General features: G+C 34.4%; 22 protein-coding genes and 1 riboswitch. Of the genes, 6 read left to right on the top strand and 16 right to left on the bottom strand.

Annotated elements, in window-relative coordinates; all coding sequences use genetic code 11:
* Positions 1 to 5 precede the first annotated feature (5 nt).
* A complete protein-coding gene (gene brnQ, locus ACMGE6_RS10435) occupies positions 6 to 1,337 on the top strand; it encodes a branched-chain amino acid transport system II carrier protein (protein WP_414053719.1) in 1,332 nt (443 codons plus the stop codon).
* 45 nt (positions 1,338 to 1,382) lie between these two features.
* Here brnQ and ACMGE6_RS10440 read toward each other — a convergent pair whose 3' ends face one another.
* From ACMGE6_RS10440 to ACMGE6_RS10450, 3 genes are read right to left on the bottom strand one after another with little or no spacing between them, the layout of a single operon-like run.
* Entirely contained in the window at positions 1,383 to 2,534 is a 1,152-nt protein-coding gene (locus ACMGE6_RS10440; RefSeq protein ID WP_414053720.1) for a toxic anion resistance protein, read from the bottom strand.
* On the bottom strand, positions 2,534 to 3,262 hold the full coding sequence (locus ACMGE6_RS10445; protein ID WP_414053721.1) for a 5-bromo-4-chloroindolyl phosphate hydrolysis family protein: 729 nt from the start codon (positions 3,260 to 3,262) through the stop codon (positions 2,534 to 2,536). The genes ACMGE6_RS10440 and ACMGE6_RS10445 overlap by 1 nt, the downstream gene beginning before the upstream one ends.
* Before the next feature lie 20 nt (positions 3,263 to 3,282).
* Entirely contained in the window at positions 3,283 to 3,549 is a 267-nt protein-coding gene (locus ACMGE6_RS10450; RefSeq protein ID WP_414053722.1) for an acylphosphatase, read from the bottom strand.
* 126 nt (positions 3,550 to 3,675) lie between these two features.
* Between ACMGE6_RS10450 and ACMGE6_RS10455 the strand changes: the two genes are divergently transcribed.
* Positions 3,676 to 3,972: a DUF1033 family protein gene (locus ACMGE6_RS10455; RefSeq protein WP_414046442.1), complete on the top strand. Its 297-nt coding sequence runs from the start codon at positions 3,676 to 3,678 to the stop codon at positions 3,970 to 3,972.
* Positions 3,973 to 4,223: 251 nt separating this feature from the next.
* Complete coding sequence (gene cspA, locus ACMGE6_RS10460) at positions 4,224 to 4,424, top strand: cold shock protein CspA (protein WP_016912585.1); 201 nt, start codon at positions 4,224 to 4,226, stop codon at positions 4,422 to 4,424.
* 68 nt (positions 4,425 to 4,492) lie between these two features.
* Here cspA and lysA read toward each other — a convergent pair whose 3' ends face one another.
* The 9 genes from lysA to ACMGE6_RS10505 form a co-directional block, all read right to left on the bottom strand.
* A complete protein-coding gene (lysA, locus tag ACMGE6_RS10465) occupies positions 4,493 to 5,764 on the bottom strand; it encodes a diaminopimelate decarboxylase (protein ID WP_414053723.1) in 1,272 nt (423 codons plus the stop codon).
* Entirely contained in the window at positions 5,761 to 6,825 is a 1,065-nt protein-coding gene (locus ACMGE6_RS10470) for an alanine racemase (protein WP_414053724.1), read from the bottom strand. Before ACMGE6_RS10470 ends, lysA begins: the two co-directional genes overlap by 4 nt.
* Positions 6,800 to 7,966, bottom strand: a complete 1,167-nt coding sequence (locus ACMGE6_RS10475) for a M20 metallopeptidase family protein (RefSeq protein WP_414053725.1) — start codon at positions 7,964 to 7,966, stop codon at positions 6,800 to 6,802. Before ACMGE6_RS10475 ends, ACMGE6_RS10470 begins: the two co-directional genes overlap by 26 nt.
* A 56-nt stretch (positions 7,967 to 8,022) precedes the next feature.
* Complete coding sequence (dapD, locus tag ACMGE6_RS10480) at positions 8,023 to 8,739, bottom strand: 2,3,4,5-tetrahydropyridine-2,6-dicarboxylate N-acetyltransferase (RefSeq protein WP_414053726.1); 717 nt, start codon at positions 8,737 to 8,739, stop codon at positions 8,023 to 8,025.
* A gap of 48 nt (positions 8,740 to 8,787) precedes the next feature.
* The gene (dapB, locus tag ACMGE6_RS10485) at positions 8,788 to 9,510 is read right to left on the bottom strand and encodes a 4-hydroxy-tetrahydrodipicolinate reductase (protein ID WP_414053727.1); all 723 of its coding nucleotides are present in this window, start codon (positions 9,508 to 9,510) and stop codon (positions 8,788 to 8,790) included.
* Positions 9,511 to 10,398 carry a 4-hydroxy-tetrahydrodipicolinate synthase gene (gene dapA / locus ACMGE6_RS10490; protein WP_414053728.1) on the bottom strand — a complete coding sequence of 296 codons (888 nt, stop codon included), beginning with the start codon at positions 10,396 to 10,398 and terminating at the stop codon, positions 9,511 to 9,513. It lies immediately after the preceding gene.
* Positions 10,399 to 10,432: 34 nt separating this feature from the next.
* On the bottom strand, positions 10,433 to 11,419 hold the full coding sequence (locus ACMGE6_RS10495; protein ID WP_414053729.1) for an aspartate-semialdehyde dehydrogenase: 987 nt from the start codon (positions 11,417 to 11,419) through the stop codon (positions 10,433 to 10,435).
* Positions 11,420 to 11,517: 98 nt separating this feature from the next.
* Positions 11,518 to 12,759, bottom strand: a complete 1,242-nt coding sequence (locus tag ACMGE6_RS10500; RefSeq protein WP_414053730.1) for an aspartate kinase — start codon at positions 12,757 to 12,759, stop codon at positions 11,518 to 11,520.
* Positions 12,760 to 12,836: 77 nt separating this feature from the next.
* A riboswitch (Lysine riboswitch) is annotated at positions 12,837 to 13,010 on the bottom strand.
* 143 nt (positions 13,011 to 13,153) lie between these two features.
* Positions 13,154 to 14,749 carry an ABC-F family ATP-binding cassette domain-containing protein gene (locus ACMGE6_RS10505; protein ID WP_414048119.1) on the bottom strand — a complete coding sequence of 532 codons (1,596 nt, stop codon included), beginning with the start codon at positions 14,747 to 14,749 and terminating at the stop codon, positions 13,154 to 13,156.
* Between the two features lie 173 nt (positions 14,750 to 14,922).
* Between ACMGE6_RS10505 and ACMGE6_RS10510 the strand changes: the two genes are divergently transcribed.
* Positions 14,923 to 15,789, top strand: coding sequence for a CvfB family protein (locus ACMGE6_RS10510; RefSeq protein ID WP_414053731.1), 867 nt, complete (start codon positions 14,923 to 14,925; stop codon positions 15,787 to 15,789).
* A 49-nt stretch (positions 15,790 to 15,838) separates the two neighbouring features.
* Here ACMGE6_RS10510 and ACMGE6_RS10515 read toward each other — a convergent pair whose 3' ends face one another.
* Together ACMGE6_RS10515 and pepF are read right to left on the bottom strand one after the other, a co-directional pair.
* Complete coding sequence (locus tag ACMGE6_RS10515) at positions 15,839 to 16,549, bottom strand: SDR family NAD(P)-dependent oxidoreductase (protein WP_414053732.1); 711 nt, start codon at positions 16,547 to 16,549, stop codon at positions 15,839 to 15,841.
* Positions 16,550 to 16,615: 66 nt separating this feature from the next.
* Positions 16,616 to 18,424: an oligoendopeptidase F gene (gene pepF, locus ACMGE6_RS10520; protein WP_414053733.1), complete on the bottom strand. Its 1,809-nt coding sequence runs from the start codon at positions 18,422 to 18,424 to the stop codon at positions 16,616 to 16,618.
* Positions 18,425 to 18,587: 163 nt separating this feature from the next.
* On the opposite strand from pepF, the gene ACMGE6_RS10525 reads away from it, so the two are divergent.
* Together ACMGE6_RS10525 and ACMGE6_RS10530 are read left to right on the top strand one after the other, a co-directional pair.
* Positions 18,588 to 18,974, top strand: coding sequence for a hypothetical protein (locus ACMGE6_RS10525; RefSeq protein WP_414053734.1), 387 nt, complete (start codon positions 18,588 to 18,590; stop codon positions 18,972 to 18,974).
* Between the two features lie 146 nt (positions 18,975 to 19,120).
* Positions 19,121 to 20,725, top strand: coding sequence for a choice-of-anchor I family protein (locus tag ACMGE6_RS10530; RefSeq protein ID WP_414053735.1), 1,605 nt, complete (start codon positions 19,121 to 19,123; stop codon positions 20,723 to 20,725).
* 160 nt (positions 20,726 to 20,885) lie between these two features.
* Here ACMGE6_RS10530 and ACMGE6_RS10535 read toward each other — a convergent pair whose 3' ends face one another.
* Both ACMGE6_RS10535 and ACMGE6_RS10540 read right to left on the bottom strand, forming a co-directional pair.
* On the bottom strand, positions 20,886 to 22,238 hold the full coding sequence (locus tag ACMGE6_RS10535; RefSeq protein WP_414053736.1) for an aminoacyltransferase: 1,353 nt from the start codon (positions 22,236 to 22,238) through the stop codon (positions 20,886 to 20,888).
* Between the two features lie 21 nt (positions 22,239 to 22,259).
* Positions 22,260 to 23,513, bottom strand: coding sequence for an aminoacyltransferase (locus ACMGE6_RS10540; protein WP_414053737.1), 1,254 nt, complete (start codon positions 23,511 to 23,513; stop codon positions 22,260 to 22,262).
* Positions 23,514 to 23,604: the final 91 nt, after the last annotated feature.

Below are 23,604 nucleotides of genomic sequence, written 5' to 3' on the forward strand. Positions count from 1 at the left end.
ATCCTATGAAAAAGAATACTTGGGTTGTAGGTTTTATGTTGTTTGCTATATTTTTTGGGGCAGGAAATTTAATTTTTCCTCCAAATTTAGGTTTTATGAGTGGCCATTATTTTTGGCCGGCTATTTTAGGTTTTATATTAACAGGTGTAGGATTACCTCTTCTTGGCATTATAGTTGGTTCCTTAGATGAACAAGGGTATAAGGGCGTATTAAATAAAATAAATCCAGTTTTTTGCCTGCTTTTTCTCTCAGCAGTATACTTAACTATCGGACCATTGTTTGCAATTCCTAGGACGGGTGCGACATCTTATGAGATGGCTGTCGTTCCATTCTTAGGTCAAGGACCAACAACACTATCATTATTTGTCTTTACATTAATTTTCTTTGGTATTACATTATGGTTGTCCATAAATCCATCAAAAATGGTGGATCGTGTTGGTGCTATATTAACCCCTGCATTATTAATCTCAATACTTGCACTAGTTGTTGTTGGTATTTATTCTTTATTAGATACTTCAGCAGTGAGAGCTCACAGTGAAATCTATCAAAATGCTAACGCTAGTTTTTTTAATGGCTTTACAAACGGCTACCAGACAATGGACGCGATTGCCGCTATTGCTTTCTCCGTCATAGTTATTAATGCCATAAAAGAAAAAGGGATTACAAAAGAAACAGGATTATTTAAACAGACTGTACTTGCTGGTATGATTGCTGCAGTAGCTCTTGGATTTATTTACATAACATTAGGATGGATTGGAAGTCATTATCATTTATCAACTGAACAACTTGCGCATATTAAGAAAAATAATCTAGATTTAGGAACTTATATTCTGACACATATTTCTGAAGATACTTTTGGAATGTTTGGTAAGCTTCTTATCGGCATTATTGTAAGTTTAGCTTGTTTAACGACTTCAACTGGTTTAGTCGTTGCTGTAAGTGAATTTTTCCATGAAGTGTATAGTAAAATACCATACAAAATTTATGCAATTATCTTTACAATATTCAGTTTTATCCTTGCAAATCAAGGGCTTAAAACGGTTATCGATAAATCAGTTCCGGTACTTATGATTTTATATCCAATTGCGATGACATTAGTATTAGTAATGTTGGTTGCTAAGTTTATTCCAACACCTACACTTTCATTTCAACTGGCTATCATATTTGTAACGATTATTTCTGTCTTATCTGTTATTGGTAATCTATTTAAAACCTTTACATTTTTAAATGTCTTACCATTAAAAGCTCAGTCGATGGAGTGGTTGCTCTTTGCAGTAATCGGTTATCTTATTGGATATATCATTGGTTTAAAACATCCAAAAGTAGAATACAAATAAAAAACACGTATGTTAAGTTTCTAGCTTAACATACGTGTTTTTTTATTATCTTAGATTCTGTTCTTTTTGTAACTGTAATAATTGTTGTTTTAGATCCTGCTCCATTTTACCTAACTCAATTTCAGCTGCTCTTCTTTTTTCAGAGCCTTGCTGTTGAATAGTGAGGGTTTCTCTAATTGTATCAACGATATTTTGCTGTGTTGTCTTTAATGTATCAAGTTCCACAATGCCACGCTCATTTTCCTGGGCAGTGCGAATAGTGTTCATTTTAAGCATTTCAGAATTTTTAAGTAATAGCTCGTTTGTCGTATTTGTAACTTGTTGCTGAGCCTTAGATGCTTTTTGCTGGTGTAATAAACTCATTGCAATAGCCATTTGGTTTTTCCATAAAGGAATACTTGTAAGAATAGAACTTTGAATTTTTTCTGCTAAAGTTTGGTTAACATCCTGAATCATACGAATTTGTGGTGCAGATTGTAATGTTATTTGACGAGATAGTTTTAAGTCGTAGATACGTTTATCCATTCTATTTAAATAATGTCTAAGATCATTAACATCCTGTACTATCATTTGATCATTAGACTGTAAAGCACGCTGTTCTAATTCAGGTAGCATCACTGTTTGTAACTCTTCACGTTTTTCTTCGGCAGCGATAATGAACATATCTAAAGCTTCAAAATATGCTTTATTTTCGTCGTAAAGTCTATCTAACATATGAACATCTTTCAGTAATACATCTTTTGAATTTTGAAGTTGAACCGATATACGATCAATTTGACCAGATACAGACTGATATCTCGAAATGAGTTCATTAACAGATTTAGAAACACGCTTAAATAGTTTTTTGACTTTACTTTTTTCAATTTGTGAAATTTCGTCAGGATCAACTTCTTTTAATTTTTTCATTAATTGATCTAAACTGTCACCAATAGAACCTACATCTTTACGTTGTACTTCATCTAAAATTTGATGCGAGAATGTTGATAATTTTTGTTGTGCACTTGAACCATATAGTAATAAATTTTCGTTATCTAAAGGTTTAATCTGGTGCTTAATTTGATTGATTTTCTCTCTTTTTTCTGGAGACATTACTTCCGTTTGATAAGTTACGTCAGTATTAGCATGTGTTTCAATTGTTTCAGTATTTGATGCAAAAGGATTTGCAGTTAAATCATTTAATAGGTCATTTTGTTGCATTAATTGTCATTCCTTTCAGTAATCTGTTCATATTGTTTTGAACGTTTAAAATTTACAGGCGTTTGATGTTGGTAGTCTAATGATTGAGTTGATGTTTGAGTAGTATAGGGGTCTGTAGTCTGTCTTTGCAAAGATGCTAAATCAATCTCTACTTTCATCTGATGAAAATCACTTGAGTTTAACGCTTTTAAATCTGCCTGCAATGTTCGTTTTAATTCTTCTAATGTCAATCGGGCATTATATAAAAGTTGTTTGTCTTCAGCTGTTTTATGGGGCATACGAGACAAGTATAAGAATTGATCTAATAAGTTGACAGTATTATCTAGGTGAGAAAAGAAAAAACTATCAACAGAGAAAAACTTACCTGGATTCCTTTGAACAGTTTTAAAGATAGTTCTGGCAAGCTTATTAATTTCATTAACATTTTTAAAATCAGTGACAGAACGTACTTTTTTATACTGAATTAATAATTGTTTAATTTTAGGTTCAGCTATTTTTATTTGTTTTCTGATATATTTATATTCTTGTTTTGTAACACCCATCTCTTGAAGATATTTGTTACCTGTAGTGATTTGTACAGGTAAGTATGCACCAAAATAGCCAGCTGCAATAATCAGTGAATCTATCCACATATCAAAGTGGAAGAAATTCATACTGATGAATCCAGTGACTAAAGCAATGGGTACAGCAAAAATTGCACCCATTATATGCGAAGCATTATATTTCATATTATCATTTCCTTTACCATCTATATCGTTTTAAATTGTTTATATATTTTTAAAGGTATCTCGCTTAATTCATATGACGTCACGTGTGACATAGGAGAAGCTCCTTTCAAAACTTTCTCACTAAATTTAGTGAGATTATCATTATTTCCTGTTGCAAAAATTTCTACATAATCATCAATGTTTTGAACTGTTCCAGTCACTTCAAGTTGATGAGCAAACTGTTGCGTATAAAAGCGAAATCCAACACCTTGTACTTGACCAAAAACTTTAATATGTATGGTTTTCAATATGTTTCACCTCTAATTCTATTATATGTAAAAATGAGTGATTCACCTAATAAATCGCTCTCTTAAGACTGATTACTTGAAAATCAAAAATAAACAGAACATAATAATTTTTATGAGGTGAAAGATATGTATGAAATCATAACGATTAGAGCGGATTATGAAGGTTGGTGGCTTTTTGACGATTACCGTGAGCAGGCAACAGATATTCAATCCTTTATCGATCGATTTGAAGCAATCAACTATTATCAACAACAACTTGTCAACTTACGTAAAATTTTCTGTAATGAAGTGATTGGAAAACATAAAATTCATGCTTTTTATAATAACTGTGAAATTGAATTTTGTGAATCATGTGATGAAGAAGTACAGATTTTTCATAGTGTTCTTTTCTTGGATGATGGAAAAATCGTTGAACTTATATAGTATGGTTTTGTTACATTTATTACACTAAAGTAAAATTTGTTAAATGTTTAAATTTACAGAATATTGTATTGCTTTATATATAACGGTATTTTATAATAATTTATAGCAATATGATTATTCCATATTACAAAGTAAATTTATCTGATATACATATCCTCATGCTATTAATGCTTGAATTCACTATCATTTAATTTGTTTTGTAATATGTGAATGATCACATATTGAATTTTATAGTGTGGAGGTTTCAAATTATGAAACAAGGTACAGTTAAATGGTTTAACGCAGAAAAAGGATTTGGATTCATCGAAATCGAAGGAGAAAACGACGTATTCGTTCATTTCTCAGCGATTAATCAAGAAGGATACAAATCATTAGAAGAAGGACAAGCAGTGGAATTCGAAGTGGTTGAAGGCGACCGCGGACCACAAGCTGCAAACGTTGTAAAATTATAATTTTAATGCAAGAAATTATATATGCACGTTAGAAGGACACCCTGGAAATTCCAGGGTGTCCTTCTTTTTTATAATACTTCATTAGCGATTAAATGATCCAGCGATTGTCTTTTAATAACTTCACGAAAGCCTTTGTCAGACACAAAGACAACTGCCGGTTTAAGCATTTGATTGTAATTTGAAGCCATTGAATAATGATATGCACCGGTTGACCTAACACATAGTGTATCACCTGCTTTTACCGATTGTGGAAGGTTAATATCACGTGCGATAATATCACCAGATTCACAGAGCTTTCCTGCAACAGTAACAGTTTCAAGTTCGTGTTCTTCGCGATCAACGAGTTCAACTTCATACTGTGCATTATAAAGTGCTGTTCTGATATGATCACTCATTCCACCATCAATTGAAATATATTTATTAATACCTGGAATTGTTTTAACAGTACCGACTTCATAAAGTGTGATACCCGCTTCACCAACAATAGATCGACCAGGCTCTAAAGAAATTTCAGGGATAGGGTAATCATGACTTTCACATGTCGCGATTAATGTATCTGTAATCGCTTTAATGCCATCTTCAATCGGATAACTGATGTCGTCTGATATATAGCGAATACTAAAGCCGCCGCCGATATTTAATACTTTAATATCAATTTGATGTTCTTTTAACCACTGAATTACGATTTGAATCGTTTCTATTGTGCCGGTTGATTCAAAAATTTGAGACCCGATATGGAAGTGAATACCATAGAAATCAATGTTTGAAGCATCATCAATTTGCTTTATCCCATTTAATGCCAGCCCATGTCTTATACTTAATCCGAATTTACTATCTTCTTGTCCTGTCTGAATAAATTCATGTGTGTGTGCTTCTACGCCAGGGTTAACACGAAGTACTGCTTTTACGGATTTACTTTGTAGATTCGCAACATCATTAATGCGTTCAATTTCATCTAATGCATCTATCACAAAGTATTCTACGCCCGCTTCGATAGCATACTGAATTTCGCGTGTTGTTTTATTATTACCGTGAAAATGAATGCGACCAGGATTAAATTGTGCTGTAAGTGCGGTAAATAACTCACCTTCAGAAACAACATCTAATCCCATATTTTCTTCCTGCATAAGTTTAAATAGCTGAATAGAAGTAAATGCTTTTGATGCATATGATATTGTATAGTTTAAACCGGATTGTTGAAGTGCTGTATGAAATCTACGACATTGATTTCTAATCAATGCTTCATCATATACAAATAGGGGTGTCCCATATTTATTTTTAATATCAATCAGTGAATGACCATGTAATGTCATTACACCATTTTCTCTCGTTATATTCATGCTGTAACCTCCGTAAGTAAAGTATGATGGTTCAATGCAGATAATTGTTCTGAATTTGCGCCGACACCTTTAAATGTATATTCATCGATGCGCATAGCTTCATGATAAATATAGACTGTATCATTAGGTTGAACGGTTTCATCGACTTCGACGAACATATGACTCATCATGAGTGCTTTAATTGGATATCTTTTCCCGTTAATCATGCAGTCATGCTTTGCGCGTGTTCTAAGGATTCCATCGCCATATCCGATATCAATAACTGCAAGGCGTGTGTCTTTGAGTGCAGTAAACGCAAAACTATATCCTGCAGATTCTCCTTGTTTGATTTTTCTTATTTGTATCACATGACTTGAAATACGAAGCGATTGTTCAGTAGTGGATGGAGGTAGACTTGCATAAGGACGGGCACCAAATAATATGATACCGAGTCGTAAGTGTGTATGTGCATCTAATAATCCGTCCTCACGCATAAAACTTGCACTATTTTGTGAATGGATGACTTCAAAATTATGTACTTCGATTAAATGCGTGACAACATCCAGCCATGTTTGGCGTTCTTCGTGATAGTCATTCACTTCAAATTCGTCGGCATATCCGAAATGCGTCCATAAGCCTTTAATATGCATATTACTTTCACTTGCCTTATATTGGTTAATGAAAGCTTGCAAGCACTCTAAAGTTTTAAAGCCGGAACGATGTAATAGATTTTCAAATTCGAGATGAACAGTGATACCGTCAAGGTTATGCTTATATTGTTCATAGAATTCAGGTGAGGGCAGTGTCATTTCGATGTTATACGCTCTTATTGTATCGAATTCAGTCGTTGGATTCATTAAGAAGATATTACAATCAGCCTTGAGGCGTCTGATCATTATAGCCTCCTCAAGGCTTGTTGTACTAAAGTAGTTAATGCCACAAGCTGTCATACAATCTATTGTAAATTCCAGTCCGAAATTGTATGCGTTATTCTTGATAACTGCGATAACAGGGTAATCTTTGATGACATTGCGTATATTTTCAGTGAATCGTGTTTTATTGATTTCCCATTTTGCGCTCATGTTCGTAACTCCTCACTAATGATAAGTAATAGTTGATACCATTCATTAATACTTTCTCATCAAAATTAAATTGATTGTGATGTAAGCCATGGATGTAACCATTGTCCTTATTGCGGCAACCCAGAAAGACGAAATACGTTGGCGCAACTTTAGCGTAGAATGAAAAATCCTCACCGAACAAATAGGGTAGATCGTTATGAACGGGTGTTAACTGCGCATCATTGATGGCACTGATGACGCGTTGTTCTAAAGTTTCATGATTGATTGTCGGAGGATAACCTTCAGTGAAAGCAACATCTATCTGGCAGCCTGTTGTCATTGCAATACCCTTTGCCATTTCAGTCATTTTTGTTTTTACGATATCCAAATCATGCGCACTATATGTTCTAATCGTCCCTTCTAAATAACCCGTCGATGGGACAGTGTTGATCGCTTCACCGGCATTAAACTTACCGATATGCACTATATTTCTATTGAGACCTGGTAAGTAGAATTGTTGCAGCGTACTCACTTGATTGAGTATTTGGATTAATGCATTACTTGCAGCGTAACCTTGTTCTTTATTCGCAACATGTGCACTTTGTCCTTCGATGTAAAAGCGATATTCTGTTGCACTTGCAGTAATCTCGTTACTGCGAAAAGCAATTTCACCTTCTGGATTATCGGGCATCATGTGAATACCGTATATCGCTTGTATATTAAATTGATCAAAATTAAAATTTTGAATCAATATATTTGCTCCGGCATTCGCTTCTTCTGATGGCTGGAAGATGAACATGTAACTAAACTTAAGCGGTTGTTGATCACTTAAATGTTTTATTTCTTTCATGAGTGCAAGTAACATTGTCGTATGTCCATCATGACCACAAGCGTGCATAACATTTGGAATAATCGATTGATAAGGCACTTCATTGTGTTCATCAATAGGTAATGCATCAATATCGGCACGAAACGCGATTGTCTTGTCAGTGTTTCCTCTAATAATTGCGATAACGCCAGTGTCAAGTGGTGTAAAGTATTCAATTTTTAGTGTTTCTATTTGTTTTATGATGAAACGTGTTGTTTCATGCTCCTGTAAGCTTAATTCAGGATGTTGGTGTAAGTGCCTTCTTATTTCAGTGATTTCTTCTATATCTACCATTGTTTCACCTCAAATACTTTTGATAAAAAGAAAAGCTGATAATTATCAGCTTTAAACTATTGATTGAGTTGTCTTAATGCAGATACAATCTCTATTTTTGAACCTTCAACTTCTGATGCTTGTTTAATGACGCGCGCAGGGACGCCTGCAACAACAGCACCAGCAGGGACGTCTTCCGTAACGATACTCCCTGCTGCAACAACTGCACCACGTCCGACACGTACACCTTCTAATATCACAGCGTTGGCGCCGATTAATACATCATCCTCAATAACAACTGGATCTGCACTTGGGGGTTCAATAACACCAGCAAGCACTGCACCAGCACCGACATGGACATTCTTACCTGTTGTTGCGCGGCCGCCTAATACTGCGTTCATATCAATCATTGTGCCTTCTCCGACAACAGCACCGATATTGATTGTCGCACCCATCATAACAACCGCATTATCTTCAATAACCGCATGTTCACGAATGAATGCACCTGGCTCGATACGTGCATTGATATAACGCTGGTCAATTAATGGAATGGCCGAATTACGTCGGTCATATTCCACTTCAACATCTGTTATTTTAGCTTCGTGACGCTCGTAAAATGCTTCCCAGTCTGCTAAATCACCAAATATTGTTTTAGATTGGTTATCGCCAAATACTTTTAACGTATCAGGGAAAGTTATATCGTCAAAATGACCATTGGCATATACTTTTACAGGTGTTTGTTTTTTTGATTCACTTATATATTGAATAATTTCTTGTGCAGTTAAATCTCTCATTGTTTGACCTCCATTTTCTCTTTTCTTCGATTCTTTTGATTAGTTAAATTATAGATTATCAAATGTATAATAACCGTTTGGTTGATTGATCAATTTTTCTGCAACATCAATTGCGCCATTTGCAAAGATATCTTTACTTTGTGCACGATGAATAATTTGAATTGTTTCATCGTGTCCTGCAAATAATACTTCGTGTTCCCCGGTAATCGTACCTCCACGCACGACGCTTATGCCTACATCGTCCGTTTCACGCGCTTTATCTACATGTGTACGATCGGTTACTGGATGTAGTTTCCTTTTTTTCTGGATGGCATCAAGTAGTTTCACTAATGTACCACTCGGCCCGTCCACTTTCTTATTGTGATGACGTTCAATGAGTTCGATATCATAATCTTGTAATAGGGGCACTGCATACTGAATGAGCTCAGTTAATATATGTACACCGTAACTCATATTGGCACTGAAGAATACAGGTACACTGTTAGCTTTTGTCTTTAAGCTTTGAATAATTTCTTCTTTTTTTCCTGTTGTAGCGATAACAAGTGGTATATTAACTTCACTTTGAATCAACGGTAATGTTATTGATGGATTCGAAAAATCAATAATAACATCTGCATCAGGAATTGTTTCATTGACTAAATAGGTTGGATATGGGTATTGCTTTTCACTTTTTCTTGATATGATAATGCCCTTGATATCATGTCCTCGTTCAATCGCTAAATGTGCAACACGTTCATTCATTGCACCGTATCCTGCGAGTAATATTTTCAATTAGATCACCTGACTTTTGAATTGTTGATATACACTTTGAATATGTTGCTGCTCTTCATCTAATAATGGAACAAGTGGTAAGCGTAGCTCACCATTCGCAAAGCCGATTTGTGTGACAAGTGCTTTAATCGGCATTGGATTAATGTCTATAGATAATGCATTCAGTAGGGGGTAAATCGCATTAAATTGCTGCTCTGCTAATGACTTTTCTGTTTTGAATGTTGTATAAATTTGCTGGAATTCTTTCGGAATCGCATTTGCAATCACTGAGATTACCCCGTCGCCACCTGCAGCATAAAATGGAATGATAATATCATCATTGCCACAATAAAGTTTGAAGGCTTGTGGCACATGTGACTTCACAGCAAGCGTATAGTCTAAATCACCGGTTGCATCTTTTAATGCATAGATATATGGATGTTGAGCAAGTATTTCCACAGTTTCCGGTTCAATCGTCATATTTGTTCGACTTGGAACATTATAGAGCACTACTGGTAACTGTACTTTGTCTGCGATGGTTGTAATGTGTTGGATTAAGCCACGTTGATTCGTTTTATTATAGTAGGGCGTAATCAGCATAATGCCATCTGCACCTAATGCTTTTACTTTTAATGAATGATCGATGGTTGCTTGAGTATTATTAGTGCCGGTCCCAACAATGATAGGCACTCGCTTGTTAGCAGTTCGTACCGCAATTTCAACTAACTTTAGTTTTTCTTCTTCTGTTAAAGTTGAACCTTCTCCTGTCGTACCATTGACAAATATCGCTTGTATATCATTATCGATCAAAAATTGAATATGGCGTTCAAACGTTGCATAATCGACTTCATAATTTAGAAAGGGAGTCGTAATTGCAACTGCCGTACCATTAAATTGTACTTGTGTCATATATAACACTCCTTGTATGAAATATAAACATCCTTTATAGATGATTTTGATGATGGATTTGTTCTAATATTTGAACGGCGTTTAGTGCAGCACCTTTTAATAAATTGTCGGCCGTACACCAAATGTGGAACGAATTCTCAAGTGATTCATCAACGCGAATTCTACCGACAAATACTTCATCTTTACCTGTTGCATGAATGGCAAGAGGGTATTGATTATGCTCAACATCATCTACTAATACAACGCCTTCAGTCTGTTCGAATAAAGAACGAATTGCTTCAACTGTTGCTGGTTTGTCTAACGTTACATTGATCGCAACAGAGTGTGAATCTTGTACCGGGACTCGAACGCACGTTGCAGTTACTTTTAAATCAGGTAAGTTCAAGATTTTTTTCGTTTCATCGATCATTTTCTGTTCTTCTTTTGTATAGCCAGTGGGCTGGAATACATCAATATGCGGTAATACGTTGTTATAAATAGGGTGAGGATAATTTGTAGGCGCTTCACCTTTTGCACCATTGATTAAATCATTACGACCGGCAACACCGCTACCTGATACGGCTTGATATGTTGTATATGCAACACGTTTAAGCCCGAAATGGACTTGAAGCGGCTTTAAAGGAACAACAGACTGAATTGTAGAGCAGTTTGGATTTGCAATGATCTTTCTATTTAATTGTGGGTGATTCACTTCAGGTACAATTAAATCAATATCTTGTTCCATTCTGAAAGCGCTAGAGTTATCGATAACGATACTACCTGCTGCTTCGAATAGAGGTGAGTATTTGAGACTCGTTGTACCTCCAGCACTCATTAAGACGAAATCATACTTCTTGTTTGCTTTTTCTTCTGTTAATTCTTCTGTAATGTATTGCTTTCCTTGAAAGTCGATTGTTTTTCCTGCTGATCTCGCTGAAGTAAATAACGTTAAGCTGTCATAAGGGATATTTTTTCTTTCTATTACCTCAAGCATCTTTTGTCCGACTAGTCCTGTAGCACCGACGACTGCAATTTTATACATTAAGTAAACACTCCTTAAAATCATAATATTTTGATAATTAATGCTATAGTAACCTTATTCTTTACTAAATTAAAGCGAAAATGGATTAACTAAATAATTTATATATTAAATTGCTGGCATAACGTCTGTACTGCACGTTCAGCGTTCTGCTCTGAAACGACAACCGAAATACTGATTTCGCTTGTTGAAACTTGATAATAAGCGATTTCAGATTCAATTAATGTGGTAAATACTTTAGCTGCGACGCCACTCATATCTCTCATACCAGATCCGACAACTGAAACTTTAGCATAATGTGAAGTCGTTTCATGGAGCAGGGCAGGGTATGATTGTTTTAAGTCTTCAATGATGGTACTGATTTGTTGTTGTTCTGTATTTTTCATCGTAAATGAAAGCTGCATCCCATCATTATTTACAGTTTGCGATATCATATCGATATTGATTTGTTGTTGTTCTAAAGCACTGTAAATCGCTTTTAATACGTTGGCGTCATGCACTGGATAGGATAGTGTGATGTAATCCATATTTTTATCTAGTGCGATGCCTGTTACGGCTTTTCTCTCAATAATTTGTTCTGTTGGCATAATCCATGTTCCTTTCTCAGTCGATAATGTTTTTCCGGTATAAATGGGTGTATTATGGTTCAGTGCAATTTCAACACTTCTTGTCTCAAGAATACCTGCACCAAGAGATGATAGTTCCATCATCTCTTCGAAGTTTAACTGATCAATCTTTTGTGTATCAGGGTAAATACGTGGATCAGTACCATAAACACCTAATACGTCACTGTATATTTCACACGTCGCACCTAGACTTGATGCAAGTGCCACAGCTGTTGTGTCACTGCCCCCTCGACCGAGTGTCGTTAATTCATCGTTATTATTGATGCCCTGGAAACCAGCAATAATAATAATATCTTTCGTGTTGAATAATTGATTAATTTTATCTGTATTGATGGTTTGGATTTTACTTTTTAAATGATGACCTTCAGTTTTTATACCAGCTTGTGCACCAGTTAGTGCGACTGCTTCAACTGAAATTTCCTGAAGAATGATTGAAAGATATGCAATCGTCTGTTGTTCACCGGTTGATAATAACATTGCCAGTGCACTATCTTTTGGTGATTTTGATAAAGTTGTCGCATTATTTAATAACTGATCGGTCGTTTTTCCCATGGCTGATACGACGACGACTAATTTTTCATGTTGTAAAGTACGTGATTTGAGGTATTCTGCGATAGCTTTGATTTTATCGAAGTCAGCCACTGAGCTACCGCCAAATTTTAATACTTTAATGTATTGATTCTGATGATTCGTCTGAATCCTTGTTTCTGTTAACATTAATCCGCCTCCTGAAAGTAGAGGCATCACGACAACAAAAAAACAAGCCCAGAGACATCTGGACTTGTTAATCTATATACAAGCGATGCACTCCATTATTTTTCAATAATGACAAATCCATAGCTCTTAACCTGTGGATCCAACATAGTATTCACTGCAATAAATACTACATTTCGGCATCTCACCCTTTCAGTAATTCATTTGCAGAATTAACATTACTTACTCATGATTGATGCGCCTCATCTTTATTTATTAAGTTGATGATTTACATTCTACAGAAAGATTTCTGAATTGTAAAGTGTTTTATAAATATTTAAAAAATATAGATTGCAGATAAACGTTTCAATTGCAAAAAAACACGATAATCCATATTGGATCATCGTGTAGCACATTCTTATTTTAAAACACCTTGTTCTTTTAAATATTCTTCGTATGTTACTTCTTTAGAAATATTTGCATTTAAATCAATGACACGGTTTGCGATAGTGTTAATAAATTCAAAGTCATGTGATGTAAAAATTAAAGAACCTTTAAATGCTTTTAATCCATCATTGACAGATGTAATACTTTCTAAGTCCAGGTGGTTCGTTGGTTCATCTAGTAATAATACATTTGCAGAAGATAACATCATCTTACTTAACATACAACGTACTTTTTCTCCCCCTGATAACACGGTAGCTTTTTTACGTACTTCTTCGCCTGAGAATAACATACGGCCTAAGAAACCACGTAAGAATGTTTCAGTTTGTTCTTCAGGTGGAGCATATTGACGTAACCATTCCACTAAATCAATATTTTTACCTTCAAAGAATTCTGAGTTATCTTTTGGTAAATAACTTTGAGATGTAGTCACGCCCCATTTATATGTCCCTTCGTCAGGCTCTAATTCACCTGCAAGGATGCGTAGTAGGGTAGTCTTAGCAATTTCAGAGTCTCCAACGAGTACAGCCTTATCATTTGGATTCATCGTAAATGATAAATTATCCAGTACTTTGACACCATCGATTGTTTTAGATAAACCTTGAACCTGAAGTAATTCATTTCCAATTTCACGTTCTGGTTTAAAGTTAACGAATGGATATTTACGACTTGATGGCTGAATGTCATCAAGCTGAATTTTTTCTAACATCTTCTTACGACTAGTAGCCTGTTTAGATTTAGAGGCGTTTGCTGAGAAACGTGCAACGAAGTCTTGTAATTCTTTAATCTTTTCTTCTTTTTTCTTATTAGAGTCTTGTAACATTTGTTGTGCTAATTGACTTGATTGATACCAGAAGTCATAGTTCCCAACATAAATTTTAATTTTCCCGTAATCAAGATCAGCAATATGTGTACAAACATTATTTAAGAAGTGACGGTCATGGGATACAACGATTACCGTATTTTCAAAGTTGATTAAGAATTCCTCTAACCAGCTGATTGCAGGGATATCTAAACCGTTGGTAGGCTCATCCAGTAGTAATACATCTGGCTCACCAAATAATGCCTGCGCTAATAAAATTTTAACTTTTTGGTTATTTTCAAGTTCAGACATCTTTTTATCATGTAATTCGTCTTTAATGCCTAAACCTGATAATAATACTTGTGCATCACTTTCGGCAGTCCAACCGCCCATCTCTCCAAATTCACCTTCAAGTTCAGCCGCACGCATACCGTCTTCATCACTGAAATCTGGTTTCATATAGATCGCATCTTTTTCCTGCATAACGTTCCAAAGACGTTCATTTCCGCGTAAGACGACATCTAGTACACGTTCATCTTCATAAGCAAAGTGATCCTGCTTTAAGATTGAAAGACGTTCATCTTTACCTAAAGAAACATGACCTGTTTGAGAGTCAAGTTCTCCAGAGAGTATTTTTAAGAAAGTTGATTTTCCGGCACCGTTTGCACCGATTAAACCATAGCAATTGCCTGGTGTAAATTTAATGTTTACATCTTCAAATAATTTTCTATCACCGAAACGTAAACTAACATTAGATACTTGTAACATTGAATGTTCTCCTTTAATTTTTAATCAGTAAGATTATATCATAGTTTCATATAAAAAAGATAATACTGATTCTGTATAGACAGATAGTTGTATTATATAGTTATATCAGACTAATAAGTAAATCTGTGCTATAATGGTTAATTGAAATAGGTATGAACCTTAAGGAGAGACATATGGAAAACAAACAATTATCAGGAAGTATCGACTTTTTACGCGTCGATCGTTTAGAGGGATCTACATATTATTTACTGGGTCCAAATAGTGAAGTCGTAAAATTGAATCAGTCAGAAGTACTGGAAGATGATGAGCTAGAGATTGGTGAAGATTATTCATTCTTCATATATCCCGGTCGAACAGGAGATCTTTTTGCAACTCAAAATATTCCTGACATTTCAACCGATCGTTATGACTGGGTGAAGGTTATTAAGAAAGATAGAGACGGCGTAACTGTAGATATAGGTATACCACGTGAGATTGTTATTCCATGGGAAGACCTGCCAAAAGTTAAAGAAGTATGGCCGGATGCAGGTGATGAAGTGTTTGCATGTCTACGTGTTGATAGAAATGATCAGCTATACGGTCGACTTGCAAGTGAAACAATGGTAGATACTATGTATACAGAAGCACCGAAAGATTTACTGCATAAGACAATTACTGCACATCCATACCGTTTACTTCGAGTGGGTACTTTTCTTTTATCTAAAGAAGGTTATAAGATCTTTGTCCATGAATCAGAACGTCGCAGTGAGCCGAGATTAGGTGAAGCGGTAGAAGTGCGTATTATCGGTCATAAAGAAGATGGCACGTTAAATGGTTCATTTTTACCTTTAGCTCATGAACGACTAGACGATGATTCAGAACAAGTTTTAGCTTTATTAAATGAGTATGGCGGTGAATTACCATTCTCTGATAAATCAGATCCTGAAGCAATTAAAGAAGTATTTAATATGAGTAAAGGTAGTTTTAAACGTGCAATTGGCCGTTTATATAAGAATAAACGCATTGTTATTGAAGCGGATAAAATTACATTGATCAAATAATTAAAACAGGCATCACCAGACTTATAGCTGGTGATGCCTGTTTTTATACTTAATATTCGTTGAACAACCATCCCTGATCATTATGATAAATCATTTGTTTTGACATTCCGCCATCAATCACTATTTCTTGTCCTGTTATAAATGAAGCATGTTCACTACATAAATACAACACCATTTGTGTAATATCACCTGGAACACCAACTCGTCCCGCAGGGTGCTGCTTTGAATTAGCACCAGTAAATTCAGTACCGGACGTATCGATCCAACCCGGTAATATGGCGTTGACACGGGCTTTATCTCGTAATGAGATAGCTAAAGCGTGTGTTAAGGCACTGATACCACCTTTTGCTGCCGCATAACTTTCTGTCTCTGGTTGACTCATATGCGCTCTAGTCGATGAAATGTTGACAATAGATGCATTGTTATTTAAATAGGGGATTAATTGTTGTATTAAATAGAACGGTGCACTCACACCGACTTGCAATGCATAATTAAATTCTTCTATACTGCAAGTATGAATTCCTTTCATGATTGGTAGAGCGTTGTTAATGATAAAATCTATGGAATGATTTTCATTTATTATTTCTTTCACAAATTTATCAATTACCGCAGTATCTGAAATATCCCCCTGAACAAAACAGCCAGGCTGAATATCAATATCATATACTTTTGCATTATGGTTCCTAAAAGTTTCTGCCATATGTTTCCCGATACCTTGAGCAGCTCCTGTAATGATGACCACTTTATTTTTGAAGTCCACGGTTTCATCTCCATCTTACTGATTTGAAAAATAAAAGCATAACACGGTATGATGCTTTTAAAAACTTTATTGATTTTTCTCTATTTCCAATGTTAATTTTTCTAGTTCATCTACTAAAGAACCAATATAAGCAATCGTTTCTTTGAGTGCTTTATCTGTCGTTAAATCTATCTCAGCTTTTTTTGATAATTCAACAGGAGGTAAAGCACCACCTGTTTTAAGTACTTCTTTCCACGCTTCTACTGCAGGCTTACCTTCTTTTAAAATACGCTGCGACATAATTGTTGAAATCGTTAAACCGGCAGAGTATGTGTAAGGGTAAAGACCCATATAATAATGAGGTTGTCTCATCCACGTTAACTCGGCACCTGGTGTGATTTCTACTGCATCTCCCCAGAAATCAGTGATGACTTGTCGTTTGATATGATTTAATACATCAGCAGTCATAGATTCACCTTGATCGATTAACAAGTAAACCTCACGTTGATAGGCTGCCTCTAATAAATGGGTCACAAAGTTGTGGTAATACGTTCTTGAAATGATAGATGCAATGACCCATCGTTTAAATTTCGGATCATCTGAGACTGATAAAAGATGATTAGCCATTAACATTTCATTCATTGTGCTTGGTGCTTCTACAAAATATAATGAACAGCTTTCATCAAAGATGTTTTGATTTTGATGTGCAAGATGGAAGTGTCCTGCATGACCTAATTCATGTGCTAACACAAACACTTCTGTCATTTTAGAAGTCCATGAGATTAATATAAATGGATTCACCTGATAAGGACTCGCGCAAAATGCACCAGTAGATTTGCCTTTATTCTGTACAAAATCAATCTGACGTTTATCATACGCATCATTTACGATTTGCATGTAATCTTCACCCATAATTGATAATGCTTTATTGATATAGTCACGTGACTCTTCAACAGTTATATCAGGCTCATAAGTATCATCAAGAGATATTTTTAAATCTTCAAACCTCATTTCTTCTAATACATTAGTCTTTTGTAGTAATTTTGCATAGCGACGCATATGTGGAGCGAGTTCAGTCATTATTAAGTCGATTTGACGATTATATAGTTCTCGGGATACTTCCTGCGGATGTAATAAGAAATCAATCACTGAATCATAACCTCTTAATTTTGATTCAATTTTTTCCTGTTGTAATACCATATCATAGGTTTTGGCTGTAGTATTTTCATAGCGCTTTAACGTATCAGAAAACTGTCTAAACGCATTGCGTCGTATCTCTGGATCAGAATCTACTTCTAATTCTCCTTCAAAAGTTACATAACTCATCGGAAGTGTTCGTCCATTTGCCTCGAATGTACCGAAATCAATATCCTGCATCTTTGTTGTATCATAAAGGTTGTAAGGCGCATTGAACACCGGGGAGAAGGATGCGAGTGTTTTTTCAACTTCAGGGTGTAACTGGTAAGGTTTTTGTTCAATTAACTTTTCAAGATATCGTTTATATTTTTGAGAATTATTTTTCACTTGTTCTAATCTTGATGTATCCAAAGCTAAAATTTCTGATTCTACAAAAGTTAATAGGCTTGCAATGATGCCATAACTGTTGGCAAACTTACTATATAACTTTCCTGCAGCCTCATCTGTTTGATCAACACTAAAAAGCAGTGAAGCATAACTACTTAAATGATCGATTTCTTTTTTTATATCAGCATATGCATCTAAAGCAGGTTCAATACGGTCAATATCATTTAGCGTTTTTTCATATTGCTGATTAAATTCACGTACAGTTTGCATGGTCTTTTCTAGTTGTACATAGAATTCCTCGTTATTTGCATAGAGAGGTGATAAGTCCCATGTCAGTTCAGTGGGTACTTCATTTCTTTTTGGTAAACTCATTTAGCATACTCCTTTTTTTAATTTAATATTTTTATTATACGATTTATTGCGAATTTTTAGAATTCTTATTTTAAAAATATTTATGATTTCTTTAAAAGTTGAGATAAATTTTATACAAGATGGGTATATTAAAGTAATAAATTTTTATCAGTAGGTGAAGCGGATGATTTTAAATAATATTAGCTTTTATGAGATTCCCAATTTTCTTTTGATTTCTATTGTAGGTATGCTTTTAATCTCACTATTATTTGGCTTAGTACTTGGACGTTTTATTTTTTCACCCATCCTTACGTTTTTATTATTAGCTATTGCAGCTTTTATACTGCCAAATTTTTATGATATTACTTATCAGCCTTTATTAGGATATGCCGGTTTTTTAGCAGTTATCTCACTTTTGTTAAGTATTTTATTCTGGTATATGACAAAAGACTATCGTAAGAATAGAAGGTTGAAACACCAATCAAAACTTGAACAACAAAAGTATGACGAACAACAAAATCGCAGTGAGATGGAATCTATTAAACATCACGAAAACAAAACAAAATATTAATTTTAAGCTAGTCTGCGGACTAGTTTTTTCTTTTGTTTTGTAATCAAATATTTACACAACATTTATAAATTTTATTCGTAATTTACAACTTTACTTTATTATTAATTTTATACATATACTTAATTTATTGTTAAAGGAGATTAATAATGAAAAAGGTTACTAAGATTATCAGTTCGTTTGCTTTATTCTCACTCGTTGCAACACCCTTTGCTGATGCTCAATCAGTAAACACTTACGGTAGTAATAGTAAAATTAAAGTATCTCAACTTGCGCGTTATGACTCAAATACAAAGTTTGGAGAAAGTGGTACTGAGATTGTCAGTTATGATGCAAAGTATAAACAAGCTTACTCTATTAACGGGGCTTTAAATGCAGTTGATATCCTGGACTTATCCCGTTTGTCTGATGGTAAGTTTCCACTTAAACAACGTATTTTTCTTAAAGATTTAGGTGTTGAAGGCAGTGATATTACTAGTGTTGCAGTAAATAAAAAGTATCATTATATTGCTGTTAGTATTCCTGCTAAAGAAAAAACGGATAATGGTATCGTCGCATTCTTAAATAAAGATGGAAAATTATTGAGTAAAGTTACTGTAGGTGCATTACCTGATATGGTGACGTTCACTCATGACAGTAAAAAATTAATCGTTGCCAATGAAGGGGAACCAAATGATGCCTATACAGTCAATCCTGAAGGATCTGTATCGGCGATTAAAACAAACCGTACAGGAAAAATTAAACAAAGTGCTGTGCATACCGTTAAATTCTCTAAAAAGATGATTCCTTCAAATTTAAGACAACTTGGGCGTAATGCCCATGAAAGTTTCCTGAATTTAGAACCTGAGTATGTTGCGGTAGATGATAAAAGTAAGTTTGCTTATATCACAATTCAGGAACGAAATGCCATCGCTAAATTTGATATAAAAAAAGAAAAATTTGTTAAAGTTAAAGGACTTGGGTATAAATCATACTTAAAAAACACAATTGATGTATCCGATAAAGATAAAAAAATTAATATGCAAAATTATCCATTGTTAGGTATGTATCAACCTGATGGTATTGCACAAATGAAGATTAAAGGGAAAACTTATCTTCTAACTGCAAATGAAGGGGACAGCCAGGATTACGAAGGATTTAGCGAAGAAACACGTATTGCTGATATTGCAGATAAGTTTGATATGAATAGCAAATATTTAAAAGGTGTAGATCCTAAAGTATTAAAAGATGATAAAAGTCTAGGTCGTTTGAAGACGACAATTTCACAAAGTTTCGTTAATAAAGAAGGTAAATATACTGCGCCAGTAACTTTTGGAGGTCGCTCATTTTCTATAAGAAGTGCTGAAAATTTAGGGTTAATTTATGATTCTGGATCTGATTTTGAAAATATTACGGCTAAAGCAAATAAAGATATTTTTAATTCTCAGCAAGAAGAATTAGGAAAAATTGATTTTGATTCAAGAAGTGATGATAAAGGACCTGAACCTGAATCAGTTGTAACTGGTGTTATCAATGGAAAAACTTATGCATTTATCGGTCTGGAACGTGTCGGCGGTATTATGGTCTATAATGTATCGAATCCTAAAAAACCTCAATTTGAAACTTACTTCAGCGCAAATGACAATGGAGATATTTCTCCAGAAGGTCTGACATTTATTGATGCTGAACAATCTCCAACAAAAAAACCATTGTTATTAGCTAGTCATGAAATGAGTGGTACAATCGCTGCATATGAATTAAGTGCATTAAAGTAATGTTAATCATTTTATGTTTTAAACTAAAGATACTACAAAATAGGTAGTATCTTTAGTTTTATACATTACTTCCGATAATATATATTATGTAAACTAAAATATCTTAAATAAGACGATATAACTTAATACTGTTATATCGTCTAATTAATTGTTATTTAATTTATGATAATTTTTCAGGTCCTTTTTGTATCACAATATTTTCTGGCGCTTCATCATTATTTTGCTGTGCAGCTTTCTTGTTTGATTGCTTTTGTTTAAGTTCACTTAGTTTTAATCTTGATTTTAAGACTGTCTGATAAATTGCATATTTCGGTTTATTGATTGGCTTTATGAAGTCTCCGACAAGTTCTTCAATTTGAGCATTAAATCCACGCTTAAATCGATATACACCATAATCCTCACCAGATTCGCTAAAGTCTCCTGAAACTCCATAGAAATTATAACGTTCATAACCATGTTCAAAGCAATAATTGATCATATACCAATGCATTTCATAAGGTCCCATGAATTTATTATATTTCTCACTTGAGCCACCCGAGAAATAATTGACTTCAAAATGATTCAGAAAGAACATACCTGCTGCTAAATTTAATATATTACCATCAGTTTTTCTTAAAGTACTCATTTCTAGTAATTCATCTTGCATGTGATTGATTTCACGATCTAATTGTTCTATCTTCTTGATTTGTTTTTCTGATTTACTATCTTTTTGCATCATTTGATCTCGGCGAGCCTCAGCTGCAGTCAAATCATCTGATAGCTTTGAAATATATTCATCTAGCTCAATATAAGCAAGCGGCATTAATACCTTATCATCATAATGGCGATGGAAACTTTCGAAATAACTATCTGGTCTTGCGATGAATCCTGCACGTGCTTCAGTTTCACGATATAAGTCAAGGAATACATCCAGCTCATCTTTACCTAGCATCCTTACTTTGACACCATATTTTTGAGCTTTTTTTACATTACGTTTACGCTGGGAATCAAACTGCTTCATTATCGTGGCTGGTGTTTCTCCCTGTAAATATAATACACTCATCCATCTTACTTGCGTATCCATCGTATAACCAACTGAGAATCCAGTATGTTTATAGCCTAATGCAGTTAATTGATTGATGATTGCATCATTAGTACCGTTTTCTTCTTTGTAATTGACATCTTTATCATAAGTTTTGTATATCCAGTATGGATCGAGTTTCACGTATAAAGCTTGATGTGATTTTAAATAAGCGTCTAGCGATTTAAAGTAGAAATCAACACGTGCTGAATTAGTAAAATCCATGACAGGTCCACGGTTTGAGTAGTAAAAGTAGCTCCCAAACGTAGGTATTTTGGAGAATAGACTTGCTGCTGTTACTTTTCCGCCTTCCTTTATACCTAATAATACCACTGGATACCCATCAGCTTCCCTATTTTTAATATTCTCCTGTAGTTGAAAATAATGACTCATTTCATTAGTATTCCAAATAAAATCAGTATATTCTGCAACTGTTAATTCAGTAAATTCCATGTAAATCTTCCCTTCAAATCTTTATTTACGCAATTTTTTAATCTTATCATACAATGTATAAGCTGGTTGATTGATTGGTAATACAAAGTCACCGATATATTCAATGACATCTGCATTGAAACCTTTTTTAAATTGAATCACACCTGCATCTTCTGCATCTTCAGTGAAGTCGCCACTAATACCATAGAAGTTATAACGGTTGATGTCTGTCTGCATTGTGTATTTAATCATTTCCCACTGAATGGCATAACTTCCTGCAAAATGTCTGAATTCATTTGCTGTACCGCCTGCAAGATAAACTACTTCAAATGGATTAATCAGATAAAATGCTGCTGCAACCGGTAATGTATCACCATGTTTTTGTTGTAAATCAATGGCTTCTGCAAGCTTCTCCTGCACAGATTTTAATTGTGTTTCACTTGATGTTAAAATATTTCTCCATTTCTTTGCTTCAGGCTGTTTTTCTAATTCTGATTGAGCTTTTGAGATTTGAGCTAAAACATCTTTTTCTTCTGTCTTAAGTTGTGGTATATAGGTTGTGAAATCAATATATGCTAGAGGCATTCTGACACGGTCACCAAAATGTTCTAAACGATTTCTATAAAATGAATCATCACGGTCAACGAACTCTTTCTTTCCGCTCGTATCGTTCATGAACTGTCTGAATATAGGAAGTTCGTCAATGGATAGATCGCGTACTTTTATTCCATTTTTTATTACTTTTTTAATATTTCTTTTACGTAGACTATCCATATTTTTTAATACTTCTTTTTCTGTCAGTCCTTCAGTATTTAATACAGAATGAAAGCGTATTTGATGGATTGGATGAAAGCCTGTAGTAAAGTCTTGATGGATAAATCCTAAAGTTTTTAAAGTATTGAATATTTCCTCTGTATGATAACTTTCAATAACTTCACCATCGTGGTTTCTTAGCTGATAAGGCACATATGGATCAATTCGAAGATGCAAAGCTTTATTTTGTTTTAAATATTTTTTTAGTTCATTAAAGTAAAATTGTACAAGTTCCTTATCTTTATAATTCATAATCGGACCGCGATTAGAATAAAAGTATTTAAAGACCTTCATTACAGGAACTGCCGTAAACAACCCTGCAGCAACAATTTCGTTATTATCATCAGTCACACCTAGTAAATGAACTTCTGTCCCTTCTGCAACTTTTAAATCATAGTTAACTGCCATTTGCGTAAAATGACTATAGGGTTGGTTATCCGTAAATTTACCGAATGCTTCTCTTGTTAGTTTTGTAAATTTCATTTCTATTCTCCTTATCGTAATGAACACGCTTGTTCATTAATCTCATGCACCATATTACCATAAACATATTGGAATAATCACTTGATAGCCT

It is taken from the genome of Macrococcus equi (genome assembly GCF_047426745.1).
Taxonomy (GTDB): Bacteria; Bacillota; Bacilli; order Staphylococcales; family Staphylococcaceae; genus Macrococcoides; species Macrococcoides equi.

Bases quoted from the DNA above. Each gene is read 5' to 3' on its own strand.
- brnQ (WP_414053719.1), top strand. From the start codon at position 6: ATGAAAAAGAATACTTGGGTTGTAGGTTTTATGTTGTTTGCTATATTT.
- ACMGE6_RS10440 (WP_414053720.1), bottom strand. From the start codon at position 2,534: ATGCAACAAAATGACCTATTAAATGATTTAACTGCAAATCCTTTTGCA.
- ACMGE6_RS10445 (WP_414053721.1), bottom strand. From the start codon at position 3,262: ATGAAATATAATGCTTCGCATATAATGGGTGCAATTTTTGCTGTACCC.
- ACMGE6_RS10455 (WP_414046442.1), top strand. From the start codon at position 3,676: ATGTATGAAATCATAACGATTAGAGCGGATTATGAAGGTTGGTGGCTT.
- cspA (WP_016912585.1), top strand. From the start codon at position 4,224: ATGAAACAAGGTACAGTTAAATGGTTTAACGCAGAAAAAGGATTTGGA.
- lysA (WP_414053723.1), bottom strand. From the start codon at position 5,764: ATGAATATAACGAGAGAAAATGGTGTAATGACATTACATGGTCATTCA.
- ACMGE6_RS10470 (WP_414053724.1), bottom strand. From the start codon at position 6,825: ATGAGCGCAAAATGGGAAATCAATAAAACACGATTCACTGAAAATATA.
- ACMGE6_RS10475 (WP_414053725.1), bottom strand. From the start codon at position 7,966: ATGGTAGATATAGAAGAAATCACTGAAATAAGAAGGCACTTACACCAA.
- dapD (WP_414053726.1), bottom strand. From the start codon at position 8,739: ATGAGAGATTTAACTGCACAAGAAATTATTCAATATATAAGTGAATCA.
- dapA (WP_414053728.1), bottom strand. From the start codon at position 10,398: ATGACACAAGTACAATTTAATGGTACGGCAGTTGCAATTACGACTCCC.
- ACMGE6_RS10495 (WP_414053729.1), bottom strand. From the start codon at position 11,419: ATGTATAAAATTGCAGTCGTCGGTGCTACAGGACTAGTCGGACAAAAG.
- ACMGE6_RS10500 (WP_414053730.1), bottom strand. From the start codon at position 12,759: ATGTTAACAGAAACAAGGATTCAGACGAATCATCAGAATCAATACATT.
- ACMGE6_RS10505 (WP_414048119.1), bottom strand. From the start codon at position 14,749: ATGTTACAAGTATCTAATGTTAGTTTACGTTTCGGTGATAGAAAATTA.
- ACMGE6_RS10510 (WP_414053731.1), top strand. From the start codon at position 14,923: ATGGAAAACAAACAATTATCAGGAAGTATCGACTTTTTACGCGTCGAT.
- pepF (WP_414053733.1), bottom strand. From the start codon at position 18,424: ATGAGTTTACCAAAAAGAAATGAAGTACCCACTGAACTGACATGGGAC.
- ACMGE6_RS10525 (WP_414053734.1), top strand. From the start codon at position 18,588: ATGATTTTAAATAATATTAGCTTTTATGAGATTCCCAATTTTCTTTTG.
- ACMGE6_RS10530 (WP_414053735.1), top strand. From the start codon at position 19,121: ATGAAAAAGGTTACTAAGATTATCAGTTCGTTTGCTTTATTCTCACTC.
- ACMGE6_RS10535 (WP_414053736.1), bottom strand. From the start codon at position 22,238: ATGGAATTTACTGAATTAACAGTTGCAGAATATACTGATTTTATTTGG.
- ACMGE6_RS10540 (WP_414053737.1), bottom strand. From the start codon at position 23,513: ATGAAATTTACAAAACTAACAAGAGAAGCATTCGGTAAATTTACGGAT.